Source organism: Actinoallomurus sp. NPDC052308 (genome assembly GCF_040679195.1).
Taxonomy (GTDB): Bacteria; Actinomycetota; Actinomycetes; order Streptosporangiales; family Streptosporangiaceae; genus Actinoallomurus; species Actinoallomurus liliacearum.
On record NZ_JBFAUM010000001.1, the window covers coordinates 770,007 to 796,454 of the forward strand.

Consider the following 26,448-nt stretch of genomic DNA (forward strand, 5'->3'; position numbering starts at 1 on the left):
GCCGCGACGGGACATTGCGGGATGAGGTGGGGACATGGCGATCGGGCTGACCGAGGAGCACGAGGCGCTCGCCGACGCGGTGCGCGGCTGGGCGGAGCGGTACGCGTCCGTGGATGTCGTACGCGCGACGCTCGACGCTGATGAAGAGGTCCGTCCGGCCTTCTGGGCCGTTCTCGCCGAGCAGGGCCTCCTCGGCCTGCACGTGCCCGAGGAGCACGGCGGACAGGGCGCCGGGCTGCTGGAGCTCGCGGTCGCCCTGGAGTCCCTCGGCCGCGCCGTCGTGCCCGGGCCGTTCCTGCCGACCGTGCTGGCCAGCGCCGCGCTGCTGCGCGCCGAACAGGCGGGCAAGGCGCACTCCGCGCTGCTGCCCGGCCTCGCCGACGGCTCCCTGATCGGCGCGCTGTCGCTGGCGACCGGCCTCACCGGCCGCCGTACGGACGACGGCCTGACGATCAGCGGTACGGTCGAGCCGGTCCTGGGCGCGGGGCTCGCCGACGTCATCGTGCTGCCGGTCGCGACCGACGAGGGCGAGGAGTGGGTGGCCGTCGACGCCGCCGGGCTCACGGTCACGCCGCTGAAGAGCCTGGACCGCACCCGCCGCGTCGCCCGGGTGTCCGCCGAGGAGGTCGCCGTTCCGGCCGACCGGGTCCTGACCGGCCTCACGGGCCCGGAGGTCCTCGACCTGGCCGCGCTGCTCCTCGGCGCCGAGGCCGTCGGTCTCGCCGGCTGGTGCGTGACCACCGCCGCGGAGTACGCCAAGGTCCGCGAGCAGTTCGGCCGGCCGATCGGGCAGTTCCAGGGCATCAAGCACAAGTGCGCGCGGATGCTGATCGACCTGGAGAAGGCCCGCGCCGCCGTCTGGGACGCCGCCCGCGCCTCCGACGACCCCGCCGAGGAGTCCGGCTTCGCGGCGGGCGTCGCCGCCGTCATCGCGCCGGACGCCGCGCTGCGCTGCGCCCGCGACTGCATCCAGGTGCTCGGCGGCATCGGCTTCACCTGGGAGCACGAGGCCCACCTCTACCTGCGCCGCGCCTCGACGCTGCGCGTCCTGCTCGGCCCCGGCAAGGACTGGGCCGGGTCGGTGGCGCGGCTGGCGCTCGACGGCGTACGCCGCGCCGTCGAGGTCGAACTGGACGAGGACACCGAGCCGCTGCGCAACCGCATCCGCGCGGAGGTCGAGCAGCTCGCCGCGATCACCGACGAGCGGGAGCGGTTCGCGAAGATGGGCGACGAGGGCTGGGTGTTCCCGCACCTGCCCAAGCCCTGGGGCAAGGCCGCCTCCCCGATGGAGCAGGTGCTCATCCTCCAGGAACTGCGTGCCGCCAAGGTCAAGGGGCCGCAGCTCGGCATCGGCGCGTGGGTCGTGCCGTCGCTCGTCACGTACGGCACGCCGGAGCAGCAGGAGCGGTGGCTCGCGCCGACGCTGCGCGGCGAGATGGTGTGGTGCCAGCTGTTCAGCGAGCCGGGCGCGGGCTCCGACCTGGCCTCGCTGCAGATGCGGGCCGAGCGGGTCGAGGGCGGCTGGCGGCTCACCGGCCAGAAGATCTGGACGTCCCTCGCCCAGCACGCCAAGTGGGCGATCTGCGTCGCCCGCAGCTCGGTCGAGCCCAAGAAGCACGACGGCATCACCTACTTTCTCGTCGACATGAAGGGCGAGGGCGTCGACGTGCGGCCGCTGCGCGAGCTGACCGGCGACGCGATGTTCAACGAGGTGTTCCTCGACGGCGTGTTCGTGCCCGACGACCAGGTCGTCGGCGAGGTCGGCCAGGGCTGGAAGGTCGCCCGCAACACCCTCAGCAACGAGCGGGTGCAGTTGTCCAGCGGGCAGGGTCTCGGCGCGGGCACGCGGGAGCTCCTGAACTCCTTCCAGGGCAAGGACCTGTCCCCGGCCACGCTGACCGAGCTGGGCCGGCTGCTCTGCGAGGGCCAGGCGATCGACCTGCTCGGCCTGCGCCTCACCCTCAAGCAGATCTCGGGCCACGAGCCGGGCGCCGAGGCGAGCGTCCGCAAGCTGCTCGGCGTGCAGTTCAACCAGGAGGTCGCGGACTTCATCTGGGAGGCGCAGGGCGCGGTGGCCACCGTGGAGGAGCCCGGTCAGGCCACCGGCATCTGGGCACGGTACATGCTGTTCAGCCGCTCGATGACCATCTACGGCGGCACCACCGAGGTGCAGCTCAACGTCATCGGCGAACGCATGCTCGGCCTGCCGCGCGACCCGGAGCCCGGCAAGTAGCGGCACGGAGGAGCGCCGGATGGGCATCGGGCTGACCGAGGAGCACGAGGAGCTGGCCGCGAGTGTACGCCGGTTCACCGAGCGGCACGCGTCCCGCGCGGTGGTCCGGGCGGCCGTCGCGGACGAGGCGGTGGTGCGGACGGCCGGCGCGGACGACGAGGGGGCGGCGGGGCGAAGCCGCGAGGGTGGGAAGCAGGCCGTACGCGCGCCGCGGCCCGCCCACTGGGGGGAGCTCGCCGAGCTGGGGCTGCTCGGCCTGCACCTTCCGGAGAAGCATGGCGGGCAGGGCTTCTCCGTCCTGGAGCTCGCGGTGGCCGTCGAGGAGATGGGCCGGGCCCTGGTTCCGGGGCCGTACGTCCCGACGGTGCTGGCGAGCGCGGTGATCGCCGCCGCCGACGCGCCGAAGGCGCGCCAGGAGCTGCTGCCCGGCCTCGCCGGGGGAACGCTGACCGGCGCGGTGTGCCTGGCGACCGGGCTCACCGGGCGGCGGAGCGGCGACGCCCTGATCGTGGGCGGCGGCGCCGGGCCGGTCCTCGGCGGCCCGACGGCCGACGTCCTCGTGGTCCCGGTCGCCGTCGGCGACGGCGCCGAGGAGTGGGTCGCGCTGTACCGCCGGGAGTGCGACGTCGAGACACTGGACGCCGTCGACGCCGTACTCGGGTCGGCGCGCGTCGTGGCGCGTGACGCCGTCGTGCCCGCCGACCGCGTGCTGACCGGACTGACCGCGCAGGACGTGCGGGCCCTCGCGGCGGTGATCCTCGGCGCCGAGGCGTGCGGGGTCGCCGGGTGGGCGGTCGAGGGCGCCTCGTCGTACGCCCGGACCCGTGAGCAGTTCGGCCGGCCGATCGGGCAGTTCCAGGGCGTCAAGCACAAGTGCGCGCGGATGCTGATCGAGCTGGAGAAGGCCCGCGCCGCCGTCTGGGACGCCGCCCAGGCCGTCGCGGCCGGGGACCAGGTCCCGTACGCCACCGGCGTTGCGGCCGTCGTCGCCCCCGACGCGGCCGTGGCCTGCGCCGAGGACTGCATCCAGGTGCACGGCGGCATCGGCTACACCTTCGAGCACGACGCCCACCTGTACTACCGGCGCGCCCTGACCCTGCGGGCGGTGCTGGGCCGCGCGGCGGACGAGCGGGCGTCGATCGCCGGGCTCGCCCTGGCCGGGGAGAGGCGGGAACGCGAACTGGACCTGCCGCCCGAGGCCGAGCCGCTGCGGCGCGACATCAGGGCGCGGGTCGCCGAACTGGCCGCGCTGGACGAGCGGGAGCGGATCGCGGAGCTGGCCGCGGGCGGCTGGGTGCAGCCGCACCTGCCCCGGCCGTGGGGCCGGGCGGCCTCGCCCCTCGAGCAGGTCATCATCCACCAGGAGCTGCGGGCCGCCGCGATCAAGGGCCCGCAGCTCGCCATCGGCGCGTGGGTCGTTCCGTCGCTGGCCGCGTACGGCACGCCGGAGCAGCAGGAGCGCTTCCTGCCCGCCACCCTCCGCGGCGAGATCGTGTGGTGCCAGCTCTTCAGCGAGCCGGGCGCCGGCTCCGACCTGGCCGGCCTGCGCACCCGCGCCGACCGATGTGACGGCGGCTGGCGGATCTCCGGGCAGAAGATCTGGACCTCACTCGCCCAGTACGCCCAGTGGGGGATCTGCGTCGCCCGCACCGACCCGGACGCGCCCAAGCGCGCGGGCATCACCTACTTCCTCGTCGACATGACCTCTCCCGGCGTGCAGGTCCGGCCGCTGAAGGACCTCACCGGCGCGGAGGTCTTCAACGAGGTGTTCCTCGACGAGGTCTTCGTGCCCGACTCCCTCGTCGTCGGTCCGGTGAACGCCGGCTGGCAGGTCGCGCGGGTCACGCTCACCGCCGAACGCGTGAACCTGTCGACCGGCTGGCAGCTCGGCGCGGACGTGCCCCGGCTGCTGGAGCTGGTCCGCGACCTCGGCCTCGCCGACGACCCGGTCACCCGCGACGGCGTGGGCGGGCTGGTCGCCGACGCGCACGTGTTCGCGCTGCTCGGCCTGCGCGCCACCCTCAAACGGCTGTCCGGCGTGGACGCCGGCGCCACCGCGAACGTCAGCAAACTGGTCGGCATGGAACACGGCCAGCGGGTCACCGAGTACGGCTTCGGGCTGCTGGGCGCCGAGGGCGCGCTGACCGGCCCGCCCGGTGCGGGACCGCGCGCGGAGTGGACCAGGCTGCTGCTCGCCTCCCGCGCGATGACCATCGGCGGGGGCACCACCGAGGTCAACCTCAACGTGATCGCCGAACGCCTCCTCGGGCTGCCCCGGGACCCCGAACCAGGACGTTAGCGCGTGTCCCGAGGCTCCGTCGTCGCCGCCGGGACGGGGCTGGTCCTAGGGCTGCTGGCGCTCGGGCCCGCGCTGGCCCCGGGGTTCACGCTCGCGTACGACATGGTGTTCGTGCCGCATCCGACGTTCGACCGCGAGACGTTCGGGCTGGCCGGGATGCTGCCGCGGCACGTGCCCAGCGACGCGGTCGTCACGGCGCTGGCCCAGGTCGCGCCCGCGGACGTCGTGCAGAAGGCGATCCTGCTGGCCGTCTTCGTGATCGCCTGCGTGTCCGCGGCCGCGCTGGTCCCTTCGGAACGGCTCACGGCCCGGTTGGCCGGCGGGGTCGTCTACGCCTGGAACCCCTTCGTCGCCGAACGGCTGCTGCTCGGCCAGTGGGCGCTGCTCCTCGGGTACGCCGCGCTGCCCTGGGTGGTGCGGGCGGCCGCGCGCGGCGAGCCCCGGCGGCTGGTCCTCGCGCTGGTGCCGGCGGCGATCGGCGGGTTCGCCGCGATGGCCGTGTCCGGCCTGGTCGTCCTCGTGATCGGCCTGCACCGGCCGCGCCCCGGGAGGTCGGTCGGGGTCGGTCGGTCGGGGGCCGGGAGGCCGGTCGGGGTCGGTTGGTCGGAGAAAAGACGACTGCCGTGGCTGCTCGCGGGGCTGCTCGTGATGAGCCTGCCGTGGCTCGTTCCCTCCCTCACGCGGTTCTCGGGGGTCCCGGCGGACCCGGCCGGAGTGGCGGCGTTCGCCGCCCGCGCGGACACGCCGTTCGGCACGCTCGGCAGCCTGCTGCTCCTCGGCGGCGGTTGGAACGCCGAGACCGTGCCGTCCGGGTACGGCGCCGTCGTCACCGCCGTGCCCTGGCTGTGCGTCGTCCTGCTCGCCCTGGTCGCGTACGCGCGCGGCCGGGCGGCCGCGACCCGGGGACTGGGGGTCGCCGCGCTCGCCGGCCTGGTCCTCGCCGCCCTCGGCGCGGTCGTCCCCGGCCTCCTGCGCTGGGCGATCGGGCTGTGGCCCGGATTCGCGGTACTGCGAGACGGCCAGCAGTACGTCGCGCCGCTCGCCGTCGTCGTCGCGGTCGGGGCGGGCCTGGCCGTGGACCGCGTCGCGGGCGGACGTCGGGAAGCGAATGGGGCCGGCCCGGCGGTCGACCGGGTCGCGGGCAGCGGCCCGGAGGCGGTCGGGGCCGGTCCGGCCGTCGATCGGGTCGCGGGCGGGCGTCCCGAACTGGCGGTCCTGGCCCTCCTCGTCCCGGTGGCCCTGCTGCCCGGCCTCGCCTGGGGCGCGGGCGGCCGGCTCGCGGCGGTGCGCTATCCGGCCGCCTGGTCGCGGGCGCGCGCCGTCGTGGCGGCCGAGCCCGGCACGGTGCTCGTCCTGCCGTGGGAGGCGTACCGGACCTACGCCTGGAACGGCGGGCGCCGGGTGCTCGATCCGCTGCCCCGCTACCTGCCCGGCCGGGTCGTCCTGAACGACGCCGTACGGGTCGGGACAGGCGGGCGGCGGGACCTCCGGATGGCGGTGGAGGACCCGCGGGCCCGGGCACTGGACCCCCTCATCAGCTCCGGCGCGCCGCTCACCGACGCGCTGCGCGCCCACGGGATCCGCTACGTCGCCGTCGACGCGCCCGAGGAGTTCGGAACCTGGGCGGCCCGGCTCCCCGGCGCGGAACGCGTCGTCACCGGACCCGCCCTGACCCTCTACCGCATCCCGCCCGCCGATGCCGAACAGGCAGGCGCATTCCTCCTCGGACCGGTCGAGGATGTGGCACCCGATGGTGAGCAGGGGAAGGACGGTAGACTGCGCCGACGCCCCGCTCCGGGCCGCCGGCGAGCAGGGAAGGCCGTGAGCACCCCGGCGTGGTGCGGGACCATCCGCGTCGTCGAGAACGACGCCGATGCCTGACCGGCCTGTCACCGCTCGGCGCACCATCGATCTTCGGCATTTCCAGATGAGAGGCAGACCGGCACATGACGGGGATATCAGGCCAGCGATCCTCCGCTGCGGATCCGGCGGTTCCCGGGCAAGCGGCGGCGGAGGACCTGCGGGCGTTGTTCGGGCAGTCCATCGCCGTCTTTGCTTCGCTGTCGGGGCCGGCGCACGTGGTGGAGGCGGCGAACCCGGCGTTCTTCGCCGCCATCGGCGAAGAACGGGCTCGCACCGGGGTTCCGCTGGCCGAGCTGATGCCCGAGCTGACCGGGCAGGGCTTCATCGCGTTGCTGGATGAGGTCTATCGCAGCGGTGAGCCCTACATCGGCCGCGACGCCCAGGTCATGCTGGGCTCCGACCCGCACCTGCGGGAGGCGTTCTTCGACTTCACCTACGAGCCGCGCCGCGACGCCGACGGCAACGTGACCGGGATCCGGGTGATCGGCGTGGAGACCACTCAGGTCAAACAGGCCCAGCGGTTGATGGCCGAGCACCGCGCCCTACTGGAGCAGATCGCCCGGCAGGCCCCGCTGACCGAGGTGCTCGACGGGATGGCTCGCTGCATCGAGAACTTGACGCCGCAGGAGATGCTCGTCTCCGTCCTGCTCGCCGACCCCGACGGCCGGCACCTGCGCCACGGCGCCGCACCCAGCCTGCCCGACTTCTACAACCAGGCCATCGACGGGATCGCCACCGGTGAAGGCGTCGGTTCCTGCGGCACGGCCGCGTATCGGCGGGAACCGGTCATCGTCACCGACATCGCCACCGACCCGTTCTGGGATGACTTTCGCGAGCTGGCCGACCGTGCCGACCTGGCGGCCTGCTGGTCCACGCCGATCCTGGCCCGCGACGGCAGCCTGCTGGGCACTTTCGCCATGTATCACCGCACCCCGCGCGTCCCTCACGACACCGACCTCGCCCTCGCCCGCGTCTTCGCCGACACCGCGGCCCTGGCCATCGAACGCCACTACATCGAACAGGAGAAGGCGGCCGCCGAGGCACGCGCCAAAGCGGCCCACGACGAGCTGGCCAAAGCGGTACGCGCCGAGCAGCAACTGCGCGCCGAGGCTGAGCAACGCGCCGCCGCCGCCGCAGAACTCGCCGACCGGATGCGTGCCGCCGCCGCCGCGCAGGCCACCACGCCGCACCCCGAACGCTGCCAGCTCGGCGGTCGCGCCGGATGCACCGAACCGGCCGAGATCAAGATCGCCGACTCCTGGGGCGATGCGGCGTGGGGCTGCACCACTCACGTTGAAGAAGCCCTCATCAACGTCCGGTCGGTGTTCATCGCCAACGAAGAACCCGACGGCCTGGCCGCTTACCTCAACCGCTGACCAGCGGCCCGAGCGCCCGCCATGACGGGCACTGACCCGGCCGTGGCACCAGCGGGCTCTCAACCGTCCATCGATCCTCACCGCGCTGCGGCCGGTTACTCCCCGGATCTGGTTCCACCTTCCTCACGGGCCGTCCCGGGTGCCGCCCGGAGCAGAGAGACGCCGGTTTCGCAATGGCCTACGGCAATAGCGTCGTTCACTACTTTTGCGGCGGTTGTGTGGTCAATGCGGCTACCGGTCGGTAGCCTCTTCAGATCGTTGTCGCCGAAGGAGCCATGATGCGGATCGCCGTCGCCATGCTGGCCGGAATCGTGCTGGCCCTCATCACCTCGTTCGGCGTCGTGCGCGTCGTCACGACCTCGCAGCAGGACCCGGTCGTCAAGCCGCTGTACAACTACGGCTCCCGGTGAGCCGTGCACCCGGAGTGCCCGCCCGCCCCCGCGCTGGACGTCGTCATCCCCGCGCGCAACGAGGCCGGGCGGCTTCCGTACGGCCTGGAACGGCTGTCCGCGAAGCTGGCCGGGCTGCCGCTGAGCGCTTCGATCGTCGTCGTGGACAACGCCAGCACTGACGCCACCGCGCGGATCGCCGAGCGCTGGTCCGGGCCGGTGCCGGTGCGTCTCGTCCACTGCCCGGTGCCCGGCAAGGGGGCGGCGGTGCGGGCCGGTCTGCTGGCCACCACCGCCCCGTACGCCGGGTTCTGCGACGCGGACATGGCCACCGGCCTGGCCGCCCTCGACGAGGTCCTCGTCCTGCTGCGGGCCGGGCACCAGGTCGTCATCGGCTCGCGGCGGCATCCGGGTTCGATCGTCGAGGTGTACGGGCACCCGCTGCGCCGTGTCGGCGCGCTCGCCTTCAACCGCCTCGTCCACGACCTCACGGGAGGCGTCGCCGACACGCAATGCGGGTTCAAGTTCTTCACCGGCCCGCTGGCCCGCGCCGCCGCCGCCGACCTCCGCACGGCCGGCTTCGCCTTCGACGTGGAACTGCTGCTGCACTGCCGGCGCCGGGGCGCCGACCCCGTGGAGATCCCCGTGGTGTGGCGCGACGTGCCCGGTTCGACCTTCTCCGTACGGCGGCACACCGTCGGCTGCCTGCGCGATCTGCTCCGCATCCACGCCGAGGCCCGCCGCACCCCGGCCGCGCAGCGCCCCATCACCGTCGCCGACGAGCTGGGCGCCAGATGACGGTCGAGGGGGGACTGCGTACGCTCGCGATCGTGAACTGGCGCGACCCCTGGCATCCGGAGGCCGGTGGCGCCGAGCGCTACGCCTGGGAGATGGCCCGGTGGTTCACCGCGCGGGGAACACGGGTGTGCTTCGTCACCGGGCGGGCGCCCGGCCAGGCCCGGCGGGAGCGGATCGAGGGCGTCCAGATCGTACGCCTGGGCGGCCGGTTCGGCGTGTATCCGCTGGTCCTGGCCTGGATGCTGCGGCATCGGCGGGCGTTCGACGCCGTGCTCGACTGCCAGAACGGCATCCCGTTCTTCACGCCGTGGGTGCTGCCGCGCCGCGTGCCCGTGCTGTGCGTCGTCCACCACGTGCACGACGACCAGTTCGGCGTCTACTTCCCGGCGTGGCTGGCGCGGATCGGCCGGTTCCTCGAGGGGCCGGTGGCCCGGTGGACGTACCGGCGGCACGCCTGCGTCGCGGTGTCCCCGTCCACGGTGACCGCCATGCGGGGACGCCTCGCCTGGACCGGTCCCGTCCACATCGTCCCCAACGGAGTCACACTGCCGGACTCCGTCCCAGAGTCCGGGGAAGACGATCCGGAGCTGGTGTGCGTGAGCAGGCTCGTCCCGCACAAGCGCGTCGACCGGTTGCTGGACGTCGCCGAACGCCTCCGCGTCCGGGTGCACGTCATCGGGCGGGGACCGGAGGAGGCCGGGCTGCGGGCCCGGATCGCCGCGCGCGGCCTGGCGGACCTGGTCGTCCTGCACGGCTACCTGCCGGAGGAGGACAAGGTCGCGCTCGTCGCCCGCGCCCGGCTCCACCTCAGCGCCTCGCGGGGCGAGGGCTGGGGCCTCAGTGTGGCCGAGGCGGCGGCGCTCGGCGTGCCGACCGTCGCGTACGACGTCGACGGGTTGCGCGACGCCGTCGTCGACGGGGTGACCGGCCGGCTCGTGCGCGACGGCGAGGACCTCGCGGACGTCGTCGAGCGGGCGCTGAAGGAGCTGACCGGGCCGGAGCGACGTCGCGAGACGGCCGCCGCCTGCCGGGCCTGGGCCGCCGAGTTCACGTGGGCGCGCAGCGCCGAACGCATGGCGGCGCTGCTCGACGCGGCCGTCCGGCGCGGGACGGCGCACGGTCTGGAGGATCAGTCGTTCCCATGGCCGCGCTGACCCGCGCCGAACCGTCCCCCGACACCGAGCCGTACCGCCTCGACGAGCGGCTGCGGGACCGCCTGCGGACCCTCCTGGGCTGCGCGCTCCTGACCCTCCTCGCGACGGCGACCCGGCCGGGCCGGATCATCGCCGACACCAAGATCGACATGGCGGTGAACCCGCTCGGCTTCCTCGGCCGGGCGCTGCACCTGTGGGACATCGAGCAGTTCGGGCAGCTGCAGAACCAGGTGTCGGGCTACCTGTTCCCGATGGGCCCGTTCTACGCGCTCGGCCACCTGGCGGGCATGCCGGCCTGGATCGTCCAGCGGCTGTGGCTGGCGACGCTGCTGTGCACCGCGTTCCTCGGCGCCCGCCGCCTCGCCGGCCGCCTCCGGATCGGCACGCCGGACACGCGGCTGATCGGCGCCCTCGCGTTCGCGCTGGGCCCGCACGGCCTGGCGTCCCTCGGCACGAACTCCTCCGAATACCTGCCCCTGGCGATGCTGCCCTGGATGGTGCTGCCCCTGGTCGCCGCCGCGCACGGCGGCGGCCGGGTCCGCGCGGCCGCCCGGTCCGGGCTGGCCGTCGCCTGCTGCGGCGGCATCAACGCCACCGCGGTCCTCGCCGTCCTCGTCGTCCCGGTCCTGTACGTGCTCACCCGGAGTCCCCGGGGGCGCCCGCGCCTGTTCCGGACGCGCCTCCTCTCGTGGTGGGCGGTCGCGGTGGGCTGCGCCACCGCCTGGTGGTCCGTGCCGCTGCTCCTGCTCGGCCGGTACGCCTACTCGTGGCTGCTCTACACCGAGAAAGCGGCGACGACCACCGCGACGACCGGCCCCGCCAACGTCCTGCGGGGGTCGGAGCGCTGGCTGAACCTCCTCGTCGTGGACGGCCGTCCCTGGTGGCCCCTCGGCCACGCCTTCGCGACCGCCACGCTCCCCGTCCTGTGCACCGGTCTCGTCGCCGCCCTCGGCCTGGCCGGTCTCGTACGGGCCCGGCTCCCCGAGCGGACCTTCCTCGTCCTCACGCTGCTGACCGGCCTCGTCGTCATGGTCGCCGGGCACGCGGGCCCGCTCGCGCCCGCCGTACGGGACCTGATCGACGGGCCGCTCGCCCCGCTCCGCAACCTCTACAAGTTCGACGGCCTGGTCCGGCTGCCGCTGGCCCTCGGCCTCGCGCACCTGCTGTCGTCGCCGCTCCGGTGGCGGAGGTGGACCGCCGCCGGGGCGGCCGCCGCCCTGGCCGGGGTGACGCTGTCCGCGCTGAGCACGGGCCTGTCCGCCGACGGCGACTTCCGTGAGGTTCCGCGGTACTGGCGCGAGGCCGCCGCCTGGCTGAACGGGCGCGCCGGGGACCAGGGCGTCCTGGCCGTCCCGGGGGCGCGCTTCGGCGAGTACCTGTGGGGCCGCCCGATGGACGACGTCACCCAGCCGCTGCTGAACGTCCGCTGGGGCGAGCGGCAGCTCGTCCCCGCAGGCTCGGCCGGCGTCACGCGGCTGCTCGACGCCATCGACCAGCGGATCACCACCGGCCGGGGCTCCGCGGGGCTGACCGAGGTGCTGGCCCGGATGGGCATCCGCTACCTCCTCGTCCGCAACGATCTGCGCCGCGACGACCTGCGCGGCGCGTGGCCCGCCCGCGTGCACCAGGCACTCGACTCCTCACCGGGCATCCGGAGGGTCGCCTGGTTCGGCGGGGTGCCGGCCGGCTCCGTCCTGCCGGACGACGCCGTGAGCTCACCGGACCAGCCGTACGCGCCCGTCGAGATCTACGAGGTCGAAGGCGCGGACGACACCGTCGGCCTGCTCGACGCCGACCGGGCCCTGCGGCTGTACGGCTCACCGGAGGCCCTGCTCACGATGGCCGACGACGGCCTGCCGACCGGCCGGCCCGTCCTGTTCGGCGCCGACGATCCCGAGACGACCGGCCGGCCCGTCGTCGCGGACTCCCTGCGCAAGGTCGAACGCGACTTCGGCGAACTGCGCGGCCATACCTCGCCCACGCTGACCGCGGCGGAGGAGCGGGGCGTGCCCGCCACCCGCCGGGACGTCCTCGAACCCGGCTGGGACCGCTACTCCACCGTCGCCGCCTACACCGGCGTCAAGGACGTCACGGCCTCCGCCTCCGCCTCCGACATCACCTCACCGGCCGAACTCGACCAGCCCGGCGCCCTCCCGTACGCCGCCGTGGACGGCGACCCGCGCACCCGGTGGGAGACCGGCGGCTGGAGCGGCCCCGTCGGCCAGTGGCTCCGCGTCGACTTCGACCACCCGCTGACGCCCCGGAACGTCACGGCGGCGTTCGCCCAGGACGACGGCCTCGGCCCGCCGCCGGACGAGGTCGCCGTCGAGACCGAGACCGGCCGGGTCGTCCAGCACCTCGCCCGTACCTCCGCCGCGCAGCCGCTCCGTGTCCCCGCCGGGCGGACCCGCTGGCTGCGCGTCCGGATCCGGTCGCTGACCGCGCGGCCCGCCGTCCCCGCCGCCGCCCGCGTCGCCATCTCCGAACTGCACGTCGACGGCGTGCGCGCGGGCCGCGAGTACCGCCTGCCGAACGTCCCGGCCGGCGCGACGGTGGTCATGTCCCGGACCTCGGACGGGATGCCGGCGTGCCTGCGGGGCTCGATCCGCTGGGTCTGCTCGCCGTACCTCGAACGCCGGGCGGAGGAGCCGTACGCCTTCGACCGCGTCTTCACCGCCGCCCGTACGGACACCGCGAAGCTGACCGGGACGGCCGCCCTCACCGATCCGGACCTGATCCAGCGCTACACGAGTACCGACCCCCGCCTCCAGGTCACCGCGAGCTCGACGCTGACCCGGGAGCCCGCGACCCTGCCACGCGGCGCGTTCGACGCCGACCCCGCGACCACGTGGGTGCCCGCGACGGGCGACCGCGCGCCGTGGCTGTCGCTGTCCTGGGGCCGCAAGGTCCAGGTGGGGCAGATCACCGTACGTCGCCCGGCGGGCGCGGCCTATCTCACCCAGATCCGTGTGGAGGGGGACGACGGCCAGTGGCGCGAGGCGCCGCTGGACGACAAGGGCCGCGTGTCGTTCAAGCCGATGCGGACGAGCCGGCTGACGCTTCGGTTCTCCGGCCTGCCGCAGATCACCGACGTCACCGTGCCGGGCGTCAAGCCGTTCCGGACGCTCCCCGGCGCGCGCGTCCCGCTGCCGTGCGGGTTCGGCCCCCACCTGCGGCTGAACGGCGTCGACGTGCCGACCCGCGCGACCGGCACGTACGCGGACCTCCTGGAGGGGCGGGCGTTCCGGTTCCAGGCGTGCCGCACGGTCACGGTCAAGGCGGGCGACGATCGGCTCGCCGCGGCGCCGTCCGACGCCTTCCGCGTCGACTCCGCCGTGCTCGCCCCGGCCGGCGCCACGGCCGCCGGGAACGGCGAGCCGTCGCCGGTGACCGTGACGCGGTGGACGTCCGAGCACCGGCAGGTCGAGGTCTCGGCGCGGCGCGCCTCGTACCTGGTGGTCAACGAGAACTACAACGCCGGCTGGCAGGCGAAGATCGACGGGCGGACCCTGCACCCGGTACGGATCGACGGCTGGCGCCAGGCGTGGGCGCTCCCGGCGGGCACCATCGGCACCGTCCGCCTGTCGTACACCCCCGACCGCACGTACCAGGCCGCCGTCCTCATCGGCCTGAACTTCCTGGTCGTCCTGGTGATCGCCGCACTCTGGCCGTCCCGCCACCGCCCCGCCGAACCGGAGCCGCGACCGGAGACCGCGCGGGCGAGGTCCCGCACCGTCGCGACCCTCGAGCTCGTCCTGACGGTGGGCGCGGCGGCGGGCATCGGCTACTGGAGCGACGGCCTCGTCGGGACGGCCGTGGCGGCGGTCGCGGCGGTGGCGTTCGCCCTCGCCCCGGCGCGTACGCGGCTGGGCACGCCGTGGCTCCCGGCGGCGGCGATGCTCGCCGCGACGGCGTCCCTGCTCGTCGGCCTGCGCCTGCAGTCGGCGCAGCACACCGCGGCGCACCTGTGCACCGAGACCCTGCCTCAGCTCCTCTGCCTCGTCATCGTCGCCCGCCTGGTCGCGGCGCCGTCGCGGACGCGGGAGAGGTAGTCACGCACGTCGCGCCGACGGCGTCGGCGAATCGTCAGGTGCACACCTGCAACGGATTCAGCACGGCGGCGACCTCGGCGCGGGCGCCGCTCAGCCCGGCCGCGAACGCGTGCACGCGGAGCCAGCCCGCGCAGTAATACGCGCCGCCGGCGATCGCGTCGAAGCCCACACTGAATCGCCGGGACTCGTTCGACCATTCCTGAATGCCGAGGTAGTGCTGGTCGGCCAGGGTGAATCCGGCGCCGCCGTGGTCGACCCATCGATTCTCCCGAGCTCCCCAGACCGAGCCGAACATGCCGATGGACGCGTAGCCATAGCCCGCCAGCAGCGTGAATACATCGCACCCGGCATTGAAGCGCCAGTCGACGTTGAGCGTCACCCGTCCCGAGACACCGACCTGGAACCAGCACCCGGATCCCGTGATCTGTTCCTGCTCCCCGTCCACCGCGACGACGACCCGCGGCTGCAGCACCCGAGGCGTGGGCGTACTGATCGCCTCCGGAGAACTCCAGTGCTGCAGCGCGCGCGGGTCCCAGGTGTGACCCCACTGGTTGTACGGCCCGTTACTGGTCACGCAGCTGTTCGCCCGCGGTGGGACGGCGAGAGGTACGCCCCCGACCAGGGTCTCCGACGACGGTGGGTCGAGCGCCGCGACGCCGGCCATCGACTTCGTGATCTGGTCCCGTGCGGAGGCGTCGGACTGCGCGGGGATGAGCTGGCCGGTCAGATCGACCGCGAGCTTGGCGTGGCCGCGTAGCTGCGTGATCTTGCGTGTTTCGGCCGCCGCGATGTCCGCATACCGCTGGCCGATCGCCTCGCCCAGTTTCTCGGCCATCTCGGAACCCCAGAGCTCGGCCGGGTCCAGCATGGGCTCCCAAATGTTATCCATGCGTCACTCCTTGACATGCGGCTGCCGATTACGACGCATCCTCACATGTCGCCCATGGCCTGTCAGTCAAATCCGTGCGGTCGCCTTGAGAGGGCTTCGATGACGCCGGCCAGGTGGGCGCGGGCCGATGATTCCACGGACGCGGCCGGTGGCCCTCCTTCGCCCGCTGGATGAGCCGGTAGATGTGGGCTCGCAGTTCGGCATTTGACCTCAACTTAACTTGACGTTCTACGGTCCTCCCATCAGTGAGCATTCAAGGAGGCATCGCATATGACGACCGGGCAGATCTCTGACGCCGACCTCGCCGCGCAGCCCGCCGCGTACTGGACCGGAGTGGCCTACGAGGCCCTCATCGCGTTCACCCGGGCCCGGCAGGCCGAGCTGGGTTTCACCCAGCCTCAGTTCTGGTTGCTGCGCAATCTGTCAAAGAACGACATCTCGCCCGACGGCCAGGGCCTGACCGTCCCTGAGCTCCGGCAGGCCATGAGCTCCTACCTCCGCCCCGAGGACGACCTGGCGGCCGAGGCGGAGGTCCTGGTGGAGCGCGGCTGGCTCTCCCGCGACGGAGAGGGCCGGCTGTGGATCACCGAGGCGGGGGAGGAGGCCCGCACCGACCTGAAGCGGCACGCCCCGGAGATCCGCGCACGCATCCACCAGGGCATCGACGACGCCGACTACGTCACCGCCCTCAAGGTGCTCCAGCAGATGATCCGGAACACCGGCGGCACCGTGGCCTAGCCGGAGATCCTCAGGACGCCGACCAGATCGGGTGGTCGACGTAGCCGCGTGCGCCGCCCGTGTAGTGGGCGCCCGGATCGGCGGCGGCCGTCTCGTGGCCCAGCGCGAACCGGGCCACCAGGTCGGGGTTGGCCACGAAGAGGCGGCCGAACGAGACGGCGTCGGCGAGTCCCGCGTCGATGATCGCGGAGCCGCTGTCCCGGTCGAAGCCGTGGTTGGCGATCAGCGGACCGTCGAAGAGCTTGCGGTACCGGGCGAAGGCGTCGAAGTCGGGGACGGGCCCGCCGGGCATCGGACCGCGCAGGTGCAGGTAGGCGAGCGGGCGTTCGTCGAGCTCGGCCACGAGCGCGTCGTAGTCCGCGAGCGTCCGGTCGTCACCGGTGAACGGATAGTCCGCGCGCGACCGGTCGTCACCGGTGAACGGATGGTCCACGAGCGTCCGGTCGGTGGCGGGCGCGTCAGCGACGCTCCAGTACGGCGACAGGCGTATCCCGACACGCCGGCCGTCCCAGGCGGCGGTGGCCGCGTCGACGATCTCGAGGAGGAGACGGTGCCCGGGGCGGCCGTATCCGTCGGTGCGCCGGTTCAGCCGCCGGTTCAGGAACCGCGCGAGCAGATGGGTGCCGTTGGCGGCGATCTCGACCCCGTCGAACCCGGCCCGGCGCGCGTTCCCGCTCGCGGCGCCGAACTCCGCGATCACGCGTTCGAGGTCCGGGACGCTCATCTCCCGTACGGGCCGGGAGTCGTCACCCGGGCGCCAGAGCTGCAGCACGATACGGCCGCCCAGGGCGTGGACGAGGCCGGTCACCCGGCGCCACGCGGCGACCTGCCGCTCACTGTAGATCCCGGGAACGTTCGGCAGGCCGATCGCCTCCGCGCTCACCCAGGTGCCCTCGGCGACGATCAGGCCGGCGCCGGCCCGCTGGCCGTAGTAGGCGGCGTGCAGGCCGGTCGGGACCAGGTCCTCGTTGGTGGCGCGGCACCGGGTCAGCGGCGCCATCACCACCCGGTTGGGCAGCCGCAGGTCCCCGAGGGCCACCGGCCGCAGCAACGGCCGGGCCTCGTCGAACTCGTTATTCTGCTGCTGTCGCATCATCGGTCGGTCTTCTCCTGTCGGCTCGCTGCTCGGTGGCACGAAACAGACGGAGCCCGACGGCGGAAGGTGACCGATGGACGAGCACGAGGGACTGGCCCGGCGCTTCGAGGCGCACCGCGAGCAGTTGCGCGCGGTGGCCTACCGGATGCTGGGTTCGGCGAACGAGGCGGAGGACGCCGTCCAGGAGGCATGGCTGCGACTCAGCCGCACGGATGAACGCGGCATCGACAACCTGGAGGCATGGCTCCGTACGGTGGTGTCCCGGCTCTGCCTCGACATGCTGCGGACGCGCGCCTCGCGCCGGGAGGACACTCTCGAATGGGAGGTGTCCGCGCAGGCGGGGGACGACGACCCGGAGGACGAGGCCATGCTCATCGACTCGGTCGGCCGCGCCATGCTCGTGGTCTTGGACACCCTTCCGCCCGCCGAACGCGTCGCCTTCGTGCTGCACGACCTGTTCGCCGTACCGTTCGACCAGATCGCCCCCATCGTCGACCGCACTCCGGTCACCGCCAAGAAGCTCGCCAGCCGGGCACGGCACCGGGTACGCGGCACGACGGCGCTCCCCACCGCCGAGCTGTCCAAGCAACGACGGGTCGTCGAGGCGTTCCTCGCCGCCGCGCGCGGCGGCGACCTCACCGCGCTGCTCGCCGTGCTCGCCCCGGACGTCGTACGGCGGGCCGACGCGGTCGTGCTGACGCCGGGGCGGCCGGCGGTGGCGCGTGGGGCGGACACCGTGGCGCGGGAGACACTGGTCTTCGGGCGGCGCGCGACGTTCGCCGAACCCGCGCTCGTCGACGGAAGGGTAGGCGCCGTGATCGCCCCGCACGGCCGGCTGCTGCTCGCGCTCGTGATCACGGTGGCGGGCGACCAGGTCGCCGAGTACGACATCGTCGCCGATCCGGCGCGGCTCCGGCGGCTCGACCTCGCGCTCCTGCCGTCTCGGCCGGTGCCATGAACATCTATGGTGAACGGGTGTCGGATTCATCGCCGCGTCGGCTGCCCCGCGGGCGTTACGCGCTCTCGCGGGAGGAAGTGGAACGCATCCAGCGCTCGCGGCTGTGCGCGGCGATGGCCGAAGTGATGGCCGAGAAGGGGTACGTCGCCACCTCGGTCGCCGACGTACTCCAGCGGTCGGGCGTCTCGCGGCAGAGCTTCTACCAGCTGTTCGAGGACAAGCTCGACTGCTTCATGGCCGCCTTCGACGTCGCCGCCGACCTGCTGCTGCAGCACCTGCTGGAGATGGTCGGCGCCGACGAACACCGCATGCCCGGTCCGGAGGCGACCGGTGACCCGCTGGGCGGTTTCGAGCGGACGTTCACCGCCTACCTCGCGGCACTCGCCATCGAACTGCCCTACACGCGGCTGTTCCTGATCGAGGTGTACGCGGCCGGTCCCGCGGCGATGCGGCGCCGCAGCGAGCTGCAGGACGCCATCACCGCCGTGTTCGCCGACCTGATGGGGGTCACCGACGACGCGGGCCGGTTCACCTGCCAGATGGTCGTCGCGGCGACCAGCACCCTGGTGACCAGGGCGGTCGCCGAGAACGACGTCGAAGGGCTGAGCGCCCTCGGCCCGCAGGTGATCGACCACGTCCGTACCCTCTGGCAGGCCGGCGCCTTCGGACCGCGAACCGACGGGACGGGATCACCCTGAGCCGACGGGCCAGGGCTCAGAACCGGCCGCACGCGATGAACACGGCCAGGGCGAGATAGGCGAGGTTCAGCACCACGAGTGCGAATTCGCCGCGTCGGCCGTGGGTGACCATCGCACCGACCATCAGCAGGATCCAGCAGACGGCGGTCACCGGCACCAGAACCGGTGCGATGCCGACCAGGGCCGGCAGGACCAAGCCCACCGCGGCCAGGAGTTCGAGGACGCCGAGGGTCTTGACGAAGCCGACACTGGCGGCGTCGGTCCAGCCCCCACCGTGGGCCGCGGCCAGCTTCTCCTTGGGGACGAAGGTCTTGCTGATCCCGCCGGCCAGCGCGACCAGGGCCAGCAGTCCGGCGCAGATCCATAGCGCGAGGTTCATGAGGTTTCCTTTGCTGCCGGTGGTTCGTTCGCCCACAAGGCACCGACGCCGCGCCCTTTGTGACGGCACCGGCCTATGACGCGCGTCACAGGCAGGACTTCCCATGGGTGACCATCGGCCGGCCGTCGGCGCGGACAGCCCCGGCGCCGACGCGTCGATCGAGCCGGTTCAGGTCAACGGCTGCCGGGCGCTCAGCCGATCTGCCAGATCGTGAGACGACTCCCACCGCCGGCAACGGTCTTGCCGTCGGGGCTGAAGGTCACCGATCGCACCTCTCCGCCGCCGTCGAGGAGCGTCACCGGGGCTCCGGGCCGGAGGGGCCTTTCGGCGGCGTCCGGCTTCGGAGTCGGGCTATGGCGGTCTGTCCCATCTGCGACCTCGCCACTGAATCCCGGGCGAACGAAACTCTCGGTATAGGCCGCATCTAGGCGGCGCTCTGCGACGTTAGCGTGAAGGTCGCCGTGGGTGCTGCTCCGGGCGACCACCGCCGACCCCGGTTCCAAGGCGCCTGCTGCGGCGTCTTTTCCTGGGCTGTCTACTGTGATGATTGCACCTATTTGCGATGGCCTGAATAGGTGTTCGTTATCAGACCTATCCGGCGTTGCAGTTCCGCTGGCGTGCGTGCGGTGATCCAGACGCCCGGTCTGTCGAGCATGTAACCGTGTGCTGCAAAGCACCGGGTGTAGGCCCCGTAAATGATCAGCCAGTCCGGGTGCGCACTCCGAAGGCGGTACAGCTCCGCCTCGATGTCCTCGGCCGTCATGGCGCCACCCGTGCCCAGACGACCTTCCGGGGGCCCTCCCGGCGTACGCCCCAGCCGGCGGCCAGCGCCGCCACGATCAGCAGACCCCGCCCGCCCTCCGCGTCCGAGTCACCGAACGCGTCCCTGATCTGAGGCTCGTCCGGCGAGGAGTCCACCACCTCGACCAGCAGGGCGCCGTCCTCGGGGGTCAGCCGGACCGTGAAGACCTGGCCGAGCCTGGCCGCGTTGGCGACGAGCTCACCCGTGACGGTGCCCGCGTCCTCCAGCAGTTCGGCCAGGCCCCATTCCCGCAGCCGGTCTTTGAGTACGAGACGGGCGCAGGGCGCCGCCGCCGTCCTCGGGCTAAGAGATATTTCATACGGAAGACGCGATTCGATCACGAGACTTCCTCCGCGGTCGACGATTTCTCCTACCCCTCGCAGGTCGCTGAAGGGATCGCTTCCTCAGCGTGTCGCGCGGCGTTTACCGTCGATACGGTTTCGTCGCTACACATCACAACCGCGGACAAGGGAGATCGAACCGATGGGACGAGAACGAGAACTCGATCCGCGCGTCTCGGCGATCGCACAGTACGGCTATCGCCTCCGGTATTACCGGAAAAAGGCCAATCTCTCGCAAGACGCATTAGGAGGACGAGTCGGGGTGACCGGCCAGATGATCGGCCACATCGAAACCGCCAAACGACCGACCACCCCGGAGATGTCCAAGGGCTTCGACAAGCTCTTCGGCCTCGACGCCTACTTTGAAGAGCTCTGGTGGCACGTCCGCCGCGAACAGACCCCGAGCTGGTTCCGTGACTACGTCGCCGCCGAAGCCCGCGCCGCCTCCATCCGCCTCTTCGACCCGCTGCTGATCACGGGCCTGCTACAGACTGAGGCCTACGCACGGGAGGTGCTGCGGGCAGGGCAGCCGGACGAAAGGTTGGAAGAACTCGTCGCCGCCCGGCTGGCCCGCCAAGAGATCCTCGATCGGGAGGACGCGCCGTGGCTGGTCTTCGTCCTTTCGGAGTCGGCGCTTCGACGCGTCGTGGGTGGCCCCGACGTGATGCGCGAGCAGTACGCGCGGCTGCTTGAGCTGGCAGAGCGGCCGAACATCACGATTCACGTACTGCCGGAGGATGCCCCGGTCTATCCGTCTGGGGGTTTCACGATCTTCAGCTTCGATGAAGCACCGGACCTGGGCTACGCCGAGGCCGTTAACGGTCACGGCCCCCTGATCGAGCAACATAAGTCGATCGAGGGTCTTAAGGTGATGTTCGACCTGATCAGATCGGCTGCTCTGTCTGCGGCCGCGTCGACCGATCTGATCCGAGCCCTCATGGAAGGGACGTGACCTGACATGGACTCACCAACCCTTGGCTGGCGAAAGAGCACCCACAGCGGCCAGGAGGGCGGTACCTGCGTCGAGGTCGCCGTGATCGACTGCGGCGACGTGCGCAGCGTCTGACCGCCGGTTCACTGCCGTCGCCTAGGGGGCCGTTCCTTAGCGTTCGTGGCCGGCGTTGAGCCAGGCGATGTAGTCGTGGACGGCGCGCTTCGGGTCGTACGCGGGAGTGAAGCCGGTGTCCTGGCGGAGCCGGGTGAGGTCGAGGTACGGGTCTTCGGCGGGAGCGCCGGGACTACGACCGGCGGGCAGGTCGATCGTTGCGTCGGGGATGGCGGTGCGGATCGCCTCGATGACCTCGGTGTGCTTGGTCACCTGGCCGGAGCCGATGTTGTACGTGCGGTGGTTCAGGCGGTCGGCCGTCTGTAGCAGGGCGATGGCGCGGCCGCAGTCCCTGACGTAGCAGTAGTCGCCGCCGTCGTCGGTGTACGCGGGCCGGCGCGGCGGGGAGAAGTCCGCCGCCTCGCCCCGCACCGCCGCGTGCACGAGGCGGGGAACAGGGAAGAACGGCGATTCGGGGCGGCCGAGCGGGCCCCAGATCGCCCCGATGCGCAGGTTGACCGCCTCGAAGCCCGCCCGTTCGGCCACCGTGCCCGCCAGCAGTTCGGCGCTCTTCTTGGCCGCGGGGATCGGGTGCGTGGCGGTCATCGGAAGCGGAACGTCCTCGAGGAGCACGGTCTCGTTCACGCCGAGGTAGACGCCGACCGTGCTGGCGAGGCTCACGCGTGGCACGCCCCACTCCGTGGCCGCCCGCAGCACGTTCAGCAGCCCCAGCGTGTTGGCCTGGACCTCCTCCACGGGGGAGTGGCTGCCGAAGAACACCGCGGCGAGGTGCACGATGCCCGTGATGGAGTGACGTTCGCCGAGGCCCAGGACCGCGTCGGGGTCGGTGACGTCGAGCGGCTCGACGAAGAGACGGCTGCCGACCTCGTCTTCGAGGAAGGCGGGGATCCGGGCCGTACGGTGCCGGGTGAGCACGCAGGACTCGCCGAGGTCGAGCAGCGCGCGGGCGGTGTGGGAGCCGATGAAGCCGAGCCCGCCAGTGATCAGGATCATGCGTGGTTCTCCAGGAGGTCGTTAGCTTGCTAATGAGACCGTAGCGGCGAAATCATTAGCATGCAATCGACCCTTAGGATCGAGAGGTGGACGACTTCCTGACGCTGCTGGTCCGGACGCATAAGCTGCTGCAGGCCGCCTCCGACGAGGCGATGAACAGACACGGCGTCCGGATCGGCCAGAACCTCATCCTGGAAGCGCTCTGGGAGACCGACGGCCTGACGCCGGGCGAGGTGGCGGCACGGGCGCGCCTGCCCATCACGACCCCGACGATCGTGAACACCGCCACGCGCATGGAGGCCGCCGGGCTGCTCACCCGCCGCCGTGACCCGAACGACGGCCGGCTCGTCCGCCTCTACCTGACCGACCGCGCCCGCGCCGCCCGGCAGCCCATCCAGGAGGCCCGCCGCCGCCTGGAGGAGCACGCGACCGCCACCCTCACCGAAGAGGAACGTCGCCACCTGCGAACGGCGCTCACCAAGGTCATCCAGCAACTCGGCCCGAACGAGACCGCCTCGAGCGGAGAGTGAGGGCGCGAAGAACGAAACGGTCGCCCGGCCCGATATCGACGTATTCGCCCGCCCGAACGTTCTTCCAGGTCCGCCCGAGATGAGACCTATGAACCAAACATCACTTGCGCACCGCATGTCGCGTATTCTTTGCGAGCCTCTCGACCCTTCGCGGCGGTCCGCCAGGTCGAGGACGGCGGTCTGCGGGAGCGAAGGGTGGACAGCGTGGGCGACCTCCAACGGGTTCTGGTGATCATCCCGACGTACAACGAGCGGGAGAACCTGGAGATCATTGTCGACAGGGTCCGCGCGGCCGTGCCGACCGTCGACATCCTGATCGCCGACGACGCCAGCCCCGACGGCACCGGCGAGATCGCCGACGAGATCGCCGCCCGCGACGAGCAGGTCCACGTGCTGCACCGCCAGGGCAAGGAGGGACTGGGCGCGGCGTACGTCGCCGGGTTCAACTGGGGGCTGGAGCACGGCTTCGAGGTTCTGGTCGAGATGGACGCCGACGGCTCCCACCAGCCCGAGGAGCTGCCGAGACTGCTCGGCGCCCTCGAGCACAGCGACCTGGCCATCGGGTCCCGCTGGGTACGCGGCGGGCAGGTCCAGAACTGGCCGAAGAACCGTGAGGTCCTCTCGCGGGGCGCGAACACCTACGCGCGGCTGATGCTGGGCATCCCCGTGCGCGACTCGACCGGCGGGTTCCGCGCCTACCGCGCCACGACGCTGCGAAAGATCGGCATCGACGACGTCACCTCCCAGGGCTACTGCTTCCAGGTCGACCTGACGCTGCGGACGGTCCGGTGCGGCCTTCAGGTGGCAGAGGTGCCGATCACCTTCGTCGAGCGGGAGCGCGGCAACTCCAAGATGAGCCGCGACATCATCGTCGAGGCCTTCCGCCGCGTCACCGGATGGGGTGTCGCCTACCGCCTGGGAAGCCTCACCGGCCGTCGCCGCTGACGGTCGTTCGGCGTCCCCGGCCATCGGAACTCACGGTGGCCCGCCCCACGCGAGCCGTCGCAGAGAACCTCCCTCCCCCCGCACGAGAAGACGCCCATGCATCACGGTCCCCCCATCGCCGGATCCGACCAGGTGAGCCAGGAGCCGGCCGATTCCCCCAACGGCCGACCGCCGGCCCGCGCCCGGTGGTGGCGTGACCCGTACCTCATCGTCGCCGTGCCGGTCGGGCTCTGGGCGCTCCTGGTCACGCTCCAGCACACCTGGGTCAGTGACTTCCTGCTGCACCTCGCGACGGTGAACACCCTGGCGCGCGACCTGTGGAGCCCGGCCGACCCCATGGTCGGCGCGGCCTCCGGCAGTCCCTACTACTCCCCGTACACCGTCCTGCTGGGCATGATCAAGGCGGCGACGGGGGCGCCCACCCGTACGGTGCTCGAAGCCGCCGGGCTCGCCAACGTCGGGCTGCTGATCTTCGCCCTGCGCCGCTTCTGCCGCAACCTCGGGCGCGGCCCGCTCGTGGCGACGCTGGCCCTGGTCTTCGCCCTCCTCCTGTGGGGTACCGACCCGGTCGCCTGGAGCGGCTTCCTCGGCCTGTACTCCCTCTCTTGGACCATGAGCTACCCGAGCCTGATCGGGACGGCGCTCATGCTGCTGGTCTGGGACGCCTTCCTGCGCCACCGAGCACGGCCTGAAGGCGTGGGCGCGGTCGCCACCGTCGCGCTGCTCGGCACGCTGGTCGTCCTCATCCACCCGTTCACCGCCGTGAACATGGTGATCGGCCTGGTCGCGTTCGTGCTGGCCGATCCGCGGGCGACGCTTCGCGCCCGGCCCCTCCACCTGGCCGTCGGCGCCGCGGTGGCGTTCGCCCTCGTGATGGTGTGGCCGTGGTCGGACGTCTCCACCCTCTTCGGGGCGGCGGGCAGCTTCGACGCCATCCACAAGGTGCTGCTCACGGACGTGGTCAAGGACGGCGGTTTCGCCACGTACGGCCTGGCCCTCGTCGGCCTGCCCGCGCTCGTCACCGGAGGCCGCCGCCCGCTCGGCCGGGAGTTGCAGATCCTCTTCGGTCTCGCCGTCGCGGTCGTCGCCCTCGGCGCGGCCGTCGGCTCGTACGGGCTGGCGCGGGTGATCCCGGTCGCCATGCTCCCCCTCCACCTGGCGCTCGCGTCGTACCTCGCCGAGCGCGCCAGAGGCTGGACGGTCTACGCGGCGGTCACCCTCGTCGCCTGCTGCGTCGGCCTGTACGGAGAGTCGGGCGGCCTGATCCGCGCCTACTGGGGGAAGGTCAGCCCGGCCACGCTCCACGCCTGGGGAGCACCGCCGCCGACCCCCTCGTACGACCGTGTGCTCAAGGGCATCCGCCCCGGCGAGGTGGTCATCGCCGACGACCTCACCGTCGCCCGCCTGGTGAACGCCCGCGGCGCCGACACGGTCGCCCCGGCGTGGCCGTACCCCTTCGTCGACGAGGACGTCCGCGCCCGCGACACCACCGCCTTCTTCGCCAAGGGGACCGCCCCCCTGGACCGGCTGGCCATCGCGGACCGCTACGGCGTGACCTGCGCGATCGTCACCCGCGGCCGTGCCGTCCTCCAGCCGGACGCCCTCCCCGGCTTCACGGCCGACGCCCGCCTGTCCCACCCGAGAGCCGTCCGCCTCTGCCGCGACTGACGTCAGGGCTCGGCGATCGTCTTGTCCGCGGGTGCGGAATACCCGCGCGCGAGGACGTTGCCGGGGAGATCGCGGGAGCGGCCTCGTGGTCGGCCCGCTGGGAGTCCGTCGACCGCTTCGACCAGCCGGCGCAGTTCTTCCTCGGTGTTGTAGTAGTGAACCGAGGCGCGGACCAGGTCGGGCAGGTCGCGCGCACCCAGGTCGTACCGCGCGTACTCCCGGAGCGAGACAGAGGTGTTGACGTTCAACCGGGTGAGCCGGTGGTGGACTTCGGCCGAGGGCATCCCGCCGACCGCGAAGGTCACGATGCCGCACTGCCGGGCGCCCTGGTCGTGGACCTGCACGCCGGGCACCTGCCGCAGGTCGTCCCGGAGCCGCCGCGCCAGATCGCACACCCGCTCCTCGATCCGGCCCAGCCCCAGGGACAGGGCGTAGTCCACGGCGGCACCCAGACCGAGGGTGGCGGCGACGCCGCGCTCCCACGTCTCGAACATCCGCGCGGTCTTGTCGATCTCGTAGCTGTCCGGGCCGGTCCACACGGCGGAGTGCAGATCCAGGACTGCGGGCCGGAGCCGCTCGCGCAGCCGGGGCCGCACGTACAGGAAGCCGGTGCCGCGGGGACCGCGCAGGTATTTGCGGCCCGGGGCGCTGAGGGCGTCGCAGCGCAGCCGTTCGACGTCCAGGTCGAGTTGCCCGGCCGACTGGCAGGCGTCCAGCAGGAACGGCACCCCGGCCTCCTCGGCCACCCGCCCCACCTCCTCGGCGGGGTTGACGAGGCCGCCCTGGGTGGGGACGTGGGTGATCGCGATGAGGCGTACCCGCTCGTCCATGCGGCGGCGCAGGTCCTCCACGTCCAGTTGCCCGGTCTCGTCGTCGTCGACCACCTCGATGCGGGCTCCGGTGCGTTCGGCCGTCTGGAGGAAGGCGATGACGTTACTGGCGTATTCCGCGCGGCAGGTGAGGATGCGATCCCCGGGTCCGAACGGCAGGGCGTAGAAAACAGCCTGCCAGGCGCGGGTCGCGTTGTCGGTCAGCGCGATGTCGGTGGCGCTCGCGTTGAGCAGGGAGGCGATGGAGGAGCGGACCGCGGCGAGCCGGGGCGCCGCCTCGGCCGCCGCCCGGTAGCCCCCGCACAGCGCCTCGGCGCTCAGGTGGGCGACCACCGTGTCGGTCACGATCGT

General features: G+C 72.5%; 22 protein-coding genes. 16 read left to right on the top strand and 6 right to left on the bottom strand.

Features of this window, described 5'->3' with window-relative positions; translation table 11 throughout:
• The first annotated feature begins 34 nt into the window (after nt 1-34).
• The 8 genes from AB0L00_RS03920 (at nt 35) to AB0L00_RS03955 (ending at nt 14,164) form a co-directional block, all read left to right on the top strand.
• The gene (locus AB0L00_RS03920; protein ID WP_364427921.1) at nt 35-2,233 is read left to right on the top strand and encodes an acyl-CoA dehydrogenase; all 2,199 of its coding nucleotides are present in this window, start codon (nt 35-37) and stop codon (nt 2,231-2,233) included.
• 19 nt (nt 2,234-2,252) lie between these two features.
• Nucleotides 2,253-4,532, top strand: a complete 2,280-nt coding sequence (locus tag AB0L00_RS03925) for an acyl-CoA dehydrogenase (RefSeq protein WP_364427924.1) — start codon at nt 2,253-2,255, stop codon at nt 4,530-4,532.
• A 3-nt stretch (nt 4,533-4,535) separates the two neighbouring features.
• Nucleotides 4,536-6,413, top strand: coding sequence for a hypothetical protein (locus tag AB0L00_RS03930; RefSeq protein WP_364427927.1), 1,878 nt, complete (start codon nt 4,536-4,538; stop codon nt 6,411-6,413).
• 65 nt (nt 6,414-6,478) lie between these two features.
• Nucleotides 6,479-7,771 (top strand): GAF domain-containing protein, encoded by a 1,293-nt coding sequence (locus AB0L00_RS03935; RefSeq protein WP_364427930.1) that lies wholly within the window; start codon nt 6,479-6,481, stop codon nt 7,769-7,771.
• 278 nt (nt 7,772-8,049) lie between these two features.
• A complete protein-coding gene (locus tag AB0L00_RS03940) occupies nt 8,050-8,181 on the top strand; it encodes a hypothetical protein (RefSeq protein WP_364427932.1) in 132 nt (43 codons plus the stop codon).
• 3 nt (nt 8,182-8,184) lie between these two features.
• Nucleotides 8,185-8,958 carry a glycosyltransferase gene (locus AB0L00_RS03945; RefSeq protein WP_364427935.1) on the top strand — a complete coding sequence of 258 codons (774 nt, stop codon included), beginning with the start codon at nt 8,185-8,187 and terminating at the stop codon, nt 8,956-8,958.
• Nucleotides 8,955-10,112 (top strand): glycosyltransferase family 4 protein, encoded by a 1,158-nt coding sequence (locus AB0L00_RS03950; RefSeq protein WP_364427938.1) that lies wholly within the window; start codon nt 8,955-8,957, stop codon nt 10,110-10,112. The genes AB0L00_RS03945 and AB0L00_RS03950 overlap by 4 nt, the downstream gene beginning before the upstream one ends.
• On the top strand, nt 10,100-14,164 hold the full coding sequence (locus tag AB0L00_RS03955) for an alpha-(1->3)-arabinofuranosyltransferase family protein (RefSeq protein WP_364427940.1): 4,065 nt from the start codon (nt 10,100-10,102) through the stop codon (nt 14,162-14,164). Before AB0L00_RS03950 ends, AB0L00_RS03955 begins: the two co-directional genes overlap by 13 nt.
• A 34-nt stretch (nt 14,165-14,198) precedes the next feature.
• On the opposite strand, the gene AB0L00_RS03960 is transcribed toward AB0L00_RS03955, so the two are convergent.
• Nucleotides 14,199-15,053 (bottom strand): hypothetical protein, encoded by an 855-nt coding sequence (locus AB0L00_RS03960; protein WP_364427942.1) that lies wholly within the window; start codon nt 15,051-15,053, stop codon nt 14,199-14,201.
• A gap of 270 nt (nt 15,054-15,323) precedes the next feature.
• Here AB0L00_RS03960 and AB0L00_RS03965 point away from each other — a divergent pair, with 270 nt between their 5' ends.
• Nucleotides 15,324-15,791: a MarR family winged helix-turn-helix transcriptional regulator gene (locus AB0L00_RS03965; protein ID WP_364427945.1), complete on the top strand. Its 468-nt coding sequence runs from the start codon at nt 15,324-15,326 to the stop codon at nt 15,789-15,791.
• 10 nt (nt 15,792-15,801) lie between these two features.
• On the opposite strand, the gene AB0L00_RS03970 is transcribed toward AB0L00_RS03965, so the two are convergent.
• Complete coding sequence (locus AB0L00_RS03970) at nt 15,802-16,887, bottom strand: hypothetical protein (RefSeq protein ID WP_364427947.1); 1,086 nt, start codon at nt 16,885-16,887, stop codon at nt 15,802-15,804.
• Between the two features lie 73 nt (nt 16,888-16,960).
• Between AB0L00_RS03970 and AB0L00_RS03975 the strand changes: the two genes are divergently transcribed.
• Nucleotides 16,961-17,845, top strand: coding sequence for a sigma-70 family RNA polymerase sigma factor (locus tag AB0L00_RS03975; protein WP_364427950.1), 885 nt, complete (start codon nt 16,961-16,963; stop codon nt 17,843-17,845).
• Between the two features lie 17 nt (nt 17,846-17,862).
• Entirely contained in the window at nt 17,863-18,543 is a 681-nt protein-coding gene (locus AB0L00_RS03980; protein WP_364427952.1) for a TetR/AcrR family transcriptional regulator, read from the top strand.
• A gap of 16 nt (nt 18,544-18,559) precedes the next feature.
• Here the strand turns inward: AB0L00_RS03980 and AB0L00_RS03985 are convergent, their stop codons facing one another.
• Together AB0L00_RS03985 and AB0L00_RS03990 are read right to left on the bottom strand one after the other, a co-directional pair.
• On the bottom strand, nt 18,560-18,922 hold the full coding sequence (locus tag AB0L00_RS03985) for a DoxX family protein (RefSeq protein ID WP_364427954.1): 363 nt from the start codon (nt 18,920-18,922) through the stop codon (nt 18,560-18,562).
• Nucleotides 18,923-19,681: 759 nt separating this feature from the next.
• The gene (locus AB0L00_RS03990) at nt 19,682-20,065 is read right to left on the bottom strand and encodes an ATP-binding protein (RefSeq protein WP_364427957.1); all 384 of its coding nucleotides are present in this window, start codon (nt 20,063-20,065) and stop codon (nt 19,682-19,684) included.
• Between the two features lie 142 nt (nt 20,066-20,207).
• On the opposite strand from AB0L00_RS03990, the gene AB0L00_RS03995 reads away from it, so the two are divergent.
• Together AB0L00_RS03995 and AB0L00_RS04000 are read left to right on the top strand one after the other, a co-directional pair.
• On the top strand, nt 20,208-21,017 hold the full coding sequence (locus AB0L00_RS03995; RefSeq protein WP_364427960.1) for a helix-turn-helix transcriptional regulator: 810 nt from the start codon (nt 20,208-20,210) through the stop codon (nt 21,015-21,017).
• 6 nt (nt 21,018-21,023) lie between these two features.
• Nucleotides 21,024-21,131 carry a DUF397 domain-containing protein gene (locus tag AB0L00_RS04000; protein ID WP_364427962.1) on the top strand — a complete coding sequence of 36 codons (108 nt, stop codon included), beginning with the start codon at nt 21,024-21,026 and terminating at the stop codon, nt 21,129-21,131.
• Nucleotides 21,132-21,167: 36 nt separating this feature from the next.
• Here AB0L00_RS04000 and AB0L00_RS04005 read toward each other — a convergent pair whose 3' ends face one another.
• Nucleotides 21,168-22,124, bottom strand: a complete 957-nt coding sequence (locus AB0L00_RS04005; RefSeq protein WP_364427964.1) for an NAD(P)-dependent oxidoreductase — start codon at nt 22,122-22,124, stop codon at nt 21,168-21,170.
• A gap of 86 nt (nt 22,125-22,210) precedes the next feature.
• Here AB0L00_RS04005 and AB0L00_RS04010 point away from each other — a divergent pair, with 86 nt between their 5' ends.
• The 3 genes from AB0L00_RS04010 (at nt 22,211) to AB0L00_RS04020 (ending at nt 25,267) form a co-directional block, all read left to right on the top strand.
• On the top strand, nt 22,211-22,654 hold the full coding sequence (locus tag AB0L00_RS04010; protein ID WP_364427965.1) for a MarR family transcriptional regulator: 444 nt from the start codon (nt 22,211-22,213) through the stop codon (nt 22,652-22,654).
• A 204-nt stretch (nt 22,655-22,858) separates the two neighbouring features.
• Nucleotides 22,859-23,599, top strand: coding sequence for a polyprenol monophosphomannose synthase (locus AB0L00_RS04015; protein ID WP_364427967.1), 741 nt, complete (start codon nt 22,859-22,861; stop codon nt 23,597-23,599).
• A 96-nt stretch (nt 23,600-23,695) separates the two neighbouring features.
• Nucleotides 23,696-25,267, top strand: a complete 1,572-nt coding sequence (locus AB0L00_RS04020) for a hypothetical protein (protein WP_364427968.1) — start codon at nt 23,696-23,698, stop codon at nt 25,265-25,267.
• Between the two features lie 2 nt (nt 25,268-25,269).
• Here AB0L00_RS04020 and AB0L00_RS04025 read toward each other — a convergent pair whose 3' ends face one another.
• Nucleotides 25,270-26,442 carry an aminotransferase class V-fold PLP-dependent enzyme gene (locus tag AB0L00_RS04025; RefSeq protein ID WP_364427971.1) on the bottom strand — a complete coding sequence of 391 codons (1,173 nt, stop codon included), beginning with the start codon at nt 26,440-26,442 and terminating at the stop codon, nt 25,270-25,272.
• Nucleotides 26,443-26,448 lie beyond the last annotated feature (6 nt).

Excerpts from the sequence above, each read along its gene's own strand:
- AB0L00_RS03920 (WP_364427921.1), top strand. The coding sequence starts at position 35 with ATGGCGATCGGGCTGACCGAGGAGCACGAGGCGCTCGCCGACGCGGTG.
- AB0L00_RS03925 (WP_364427924.1), top strand. The coding sequence starts at position 2,253 with ATGGGCATCGGGCTGACCGAGGAGCACGAGGAGCTGGCCGCGAGTGTA.
- AB0L00_RS03935 (WP_364427930.1), top strand. The coding sequence starts at position 6,479 with ATGACGGGGATATCAGGCCAGCGATCCTCCGCTGCGGATCCGGCGGTT.
- AB0L00_RS03940 (WP_364427932.1), top strand. The coding sequence starts at position 8,050 with ATGCGGATCGCCGTCGCCATGCTGGCCGGAATCGTGCTGGCCCTCATC.
- AB0L00_RS03950 (WP_364427938.1), top strand. The coding sequence starts at position 8,955 with ATGACGGTCGAGGGGGGACTGCGTACGCTCGCGATCGTGAACTGGCGC.
- AB0L00_RS03955 (WP_364427940.1), top strand. The coding sequence starts at position 10,100 with ATGGCCGCGCTGACCCGCGCCGAACCGTCCCCCGACACCGAGCCGTAC.
- AB0L00_RS03960 (WP_364427942.1), bottom strand. The coding sequence starts at position 15,053 with ATGGATAACATTTGGGAGCCCATGCTGGACCCGGCCGAGCTCTGGGGT.
- AB0L00_RS03965 (WP_364427945.1), top strand. The coding sequence starts at position 15,324 with ATGACGACCGGGCAGATCTCTGACGCCGACCTCGCCGCGCAGCCCGCC.
- AB0L00_RS03970 (WP_364427947.1), bottom strand. The coding sequence starts at position 16,887 with ATGATGCGACAGCAGCAGAATAACGAGTTCGACGAGGCCCGGCCGTTG.
- AB0L00_RS03975 (WP_364427950.1), top strand. The coding sequence starts at position 16,961 with ATGGACGAGCACGAGGGACTGGCCCGGCGCTTCGAGGCGCACCGCGAG.
- AB0L00_RS03985 (WP_364427954.1), bottom strand. The coding sequence starts at position 18,922 with ATGAACCTCGCGCTATGGATCTGCGCCGGACTGCTGGCCCTGGTCGCG.
- AB0L00_RS03995 (WP_364427960.1), top strand. The coding sequence starts at position 20,208 with ATGGGACGAGAACGAGAACTCGATCCGCGCGTCTCGGCGATCGCACAG.
- AB0L00_RS04000 (WP_364427962.1), top strand. The coding sequence starts at position 21,024 with ATGGACTCACCAACCCTTGGCTGGCGAAAGAGCACCCACAGCGGCCAG.
- AB0L00_RS04005 (WP_364427964.1), bottom strand. The coding sequence starts at position 22,124 with ATGATCCTGATCACTGGCGGGCTCGGCTTCATCGGCTCCCACACCGCC.
- AB0L00_RS04020 (WP_364427968.1), top strand. The coding sequence starts at position 23,696 with ATGCATCACGGTCCCCCCATCGCCGGATCCGACCAGGTGAGCCAGGAG.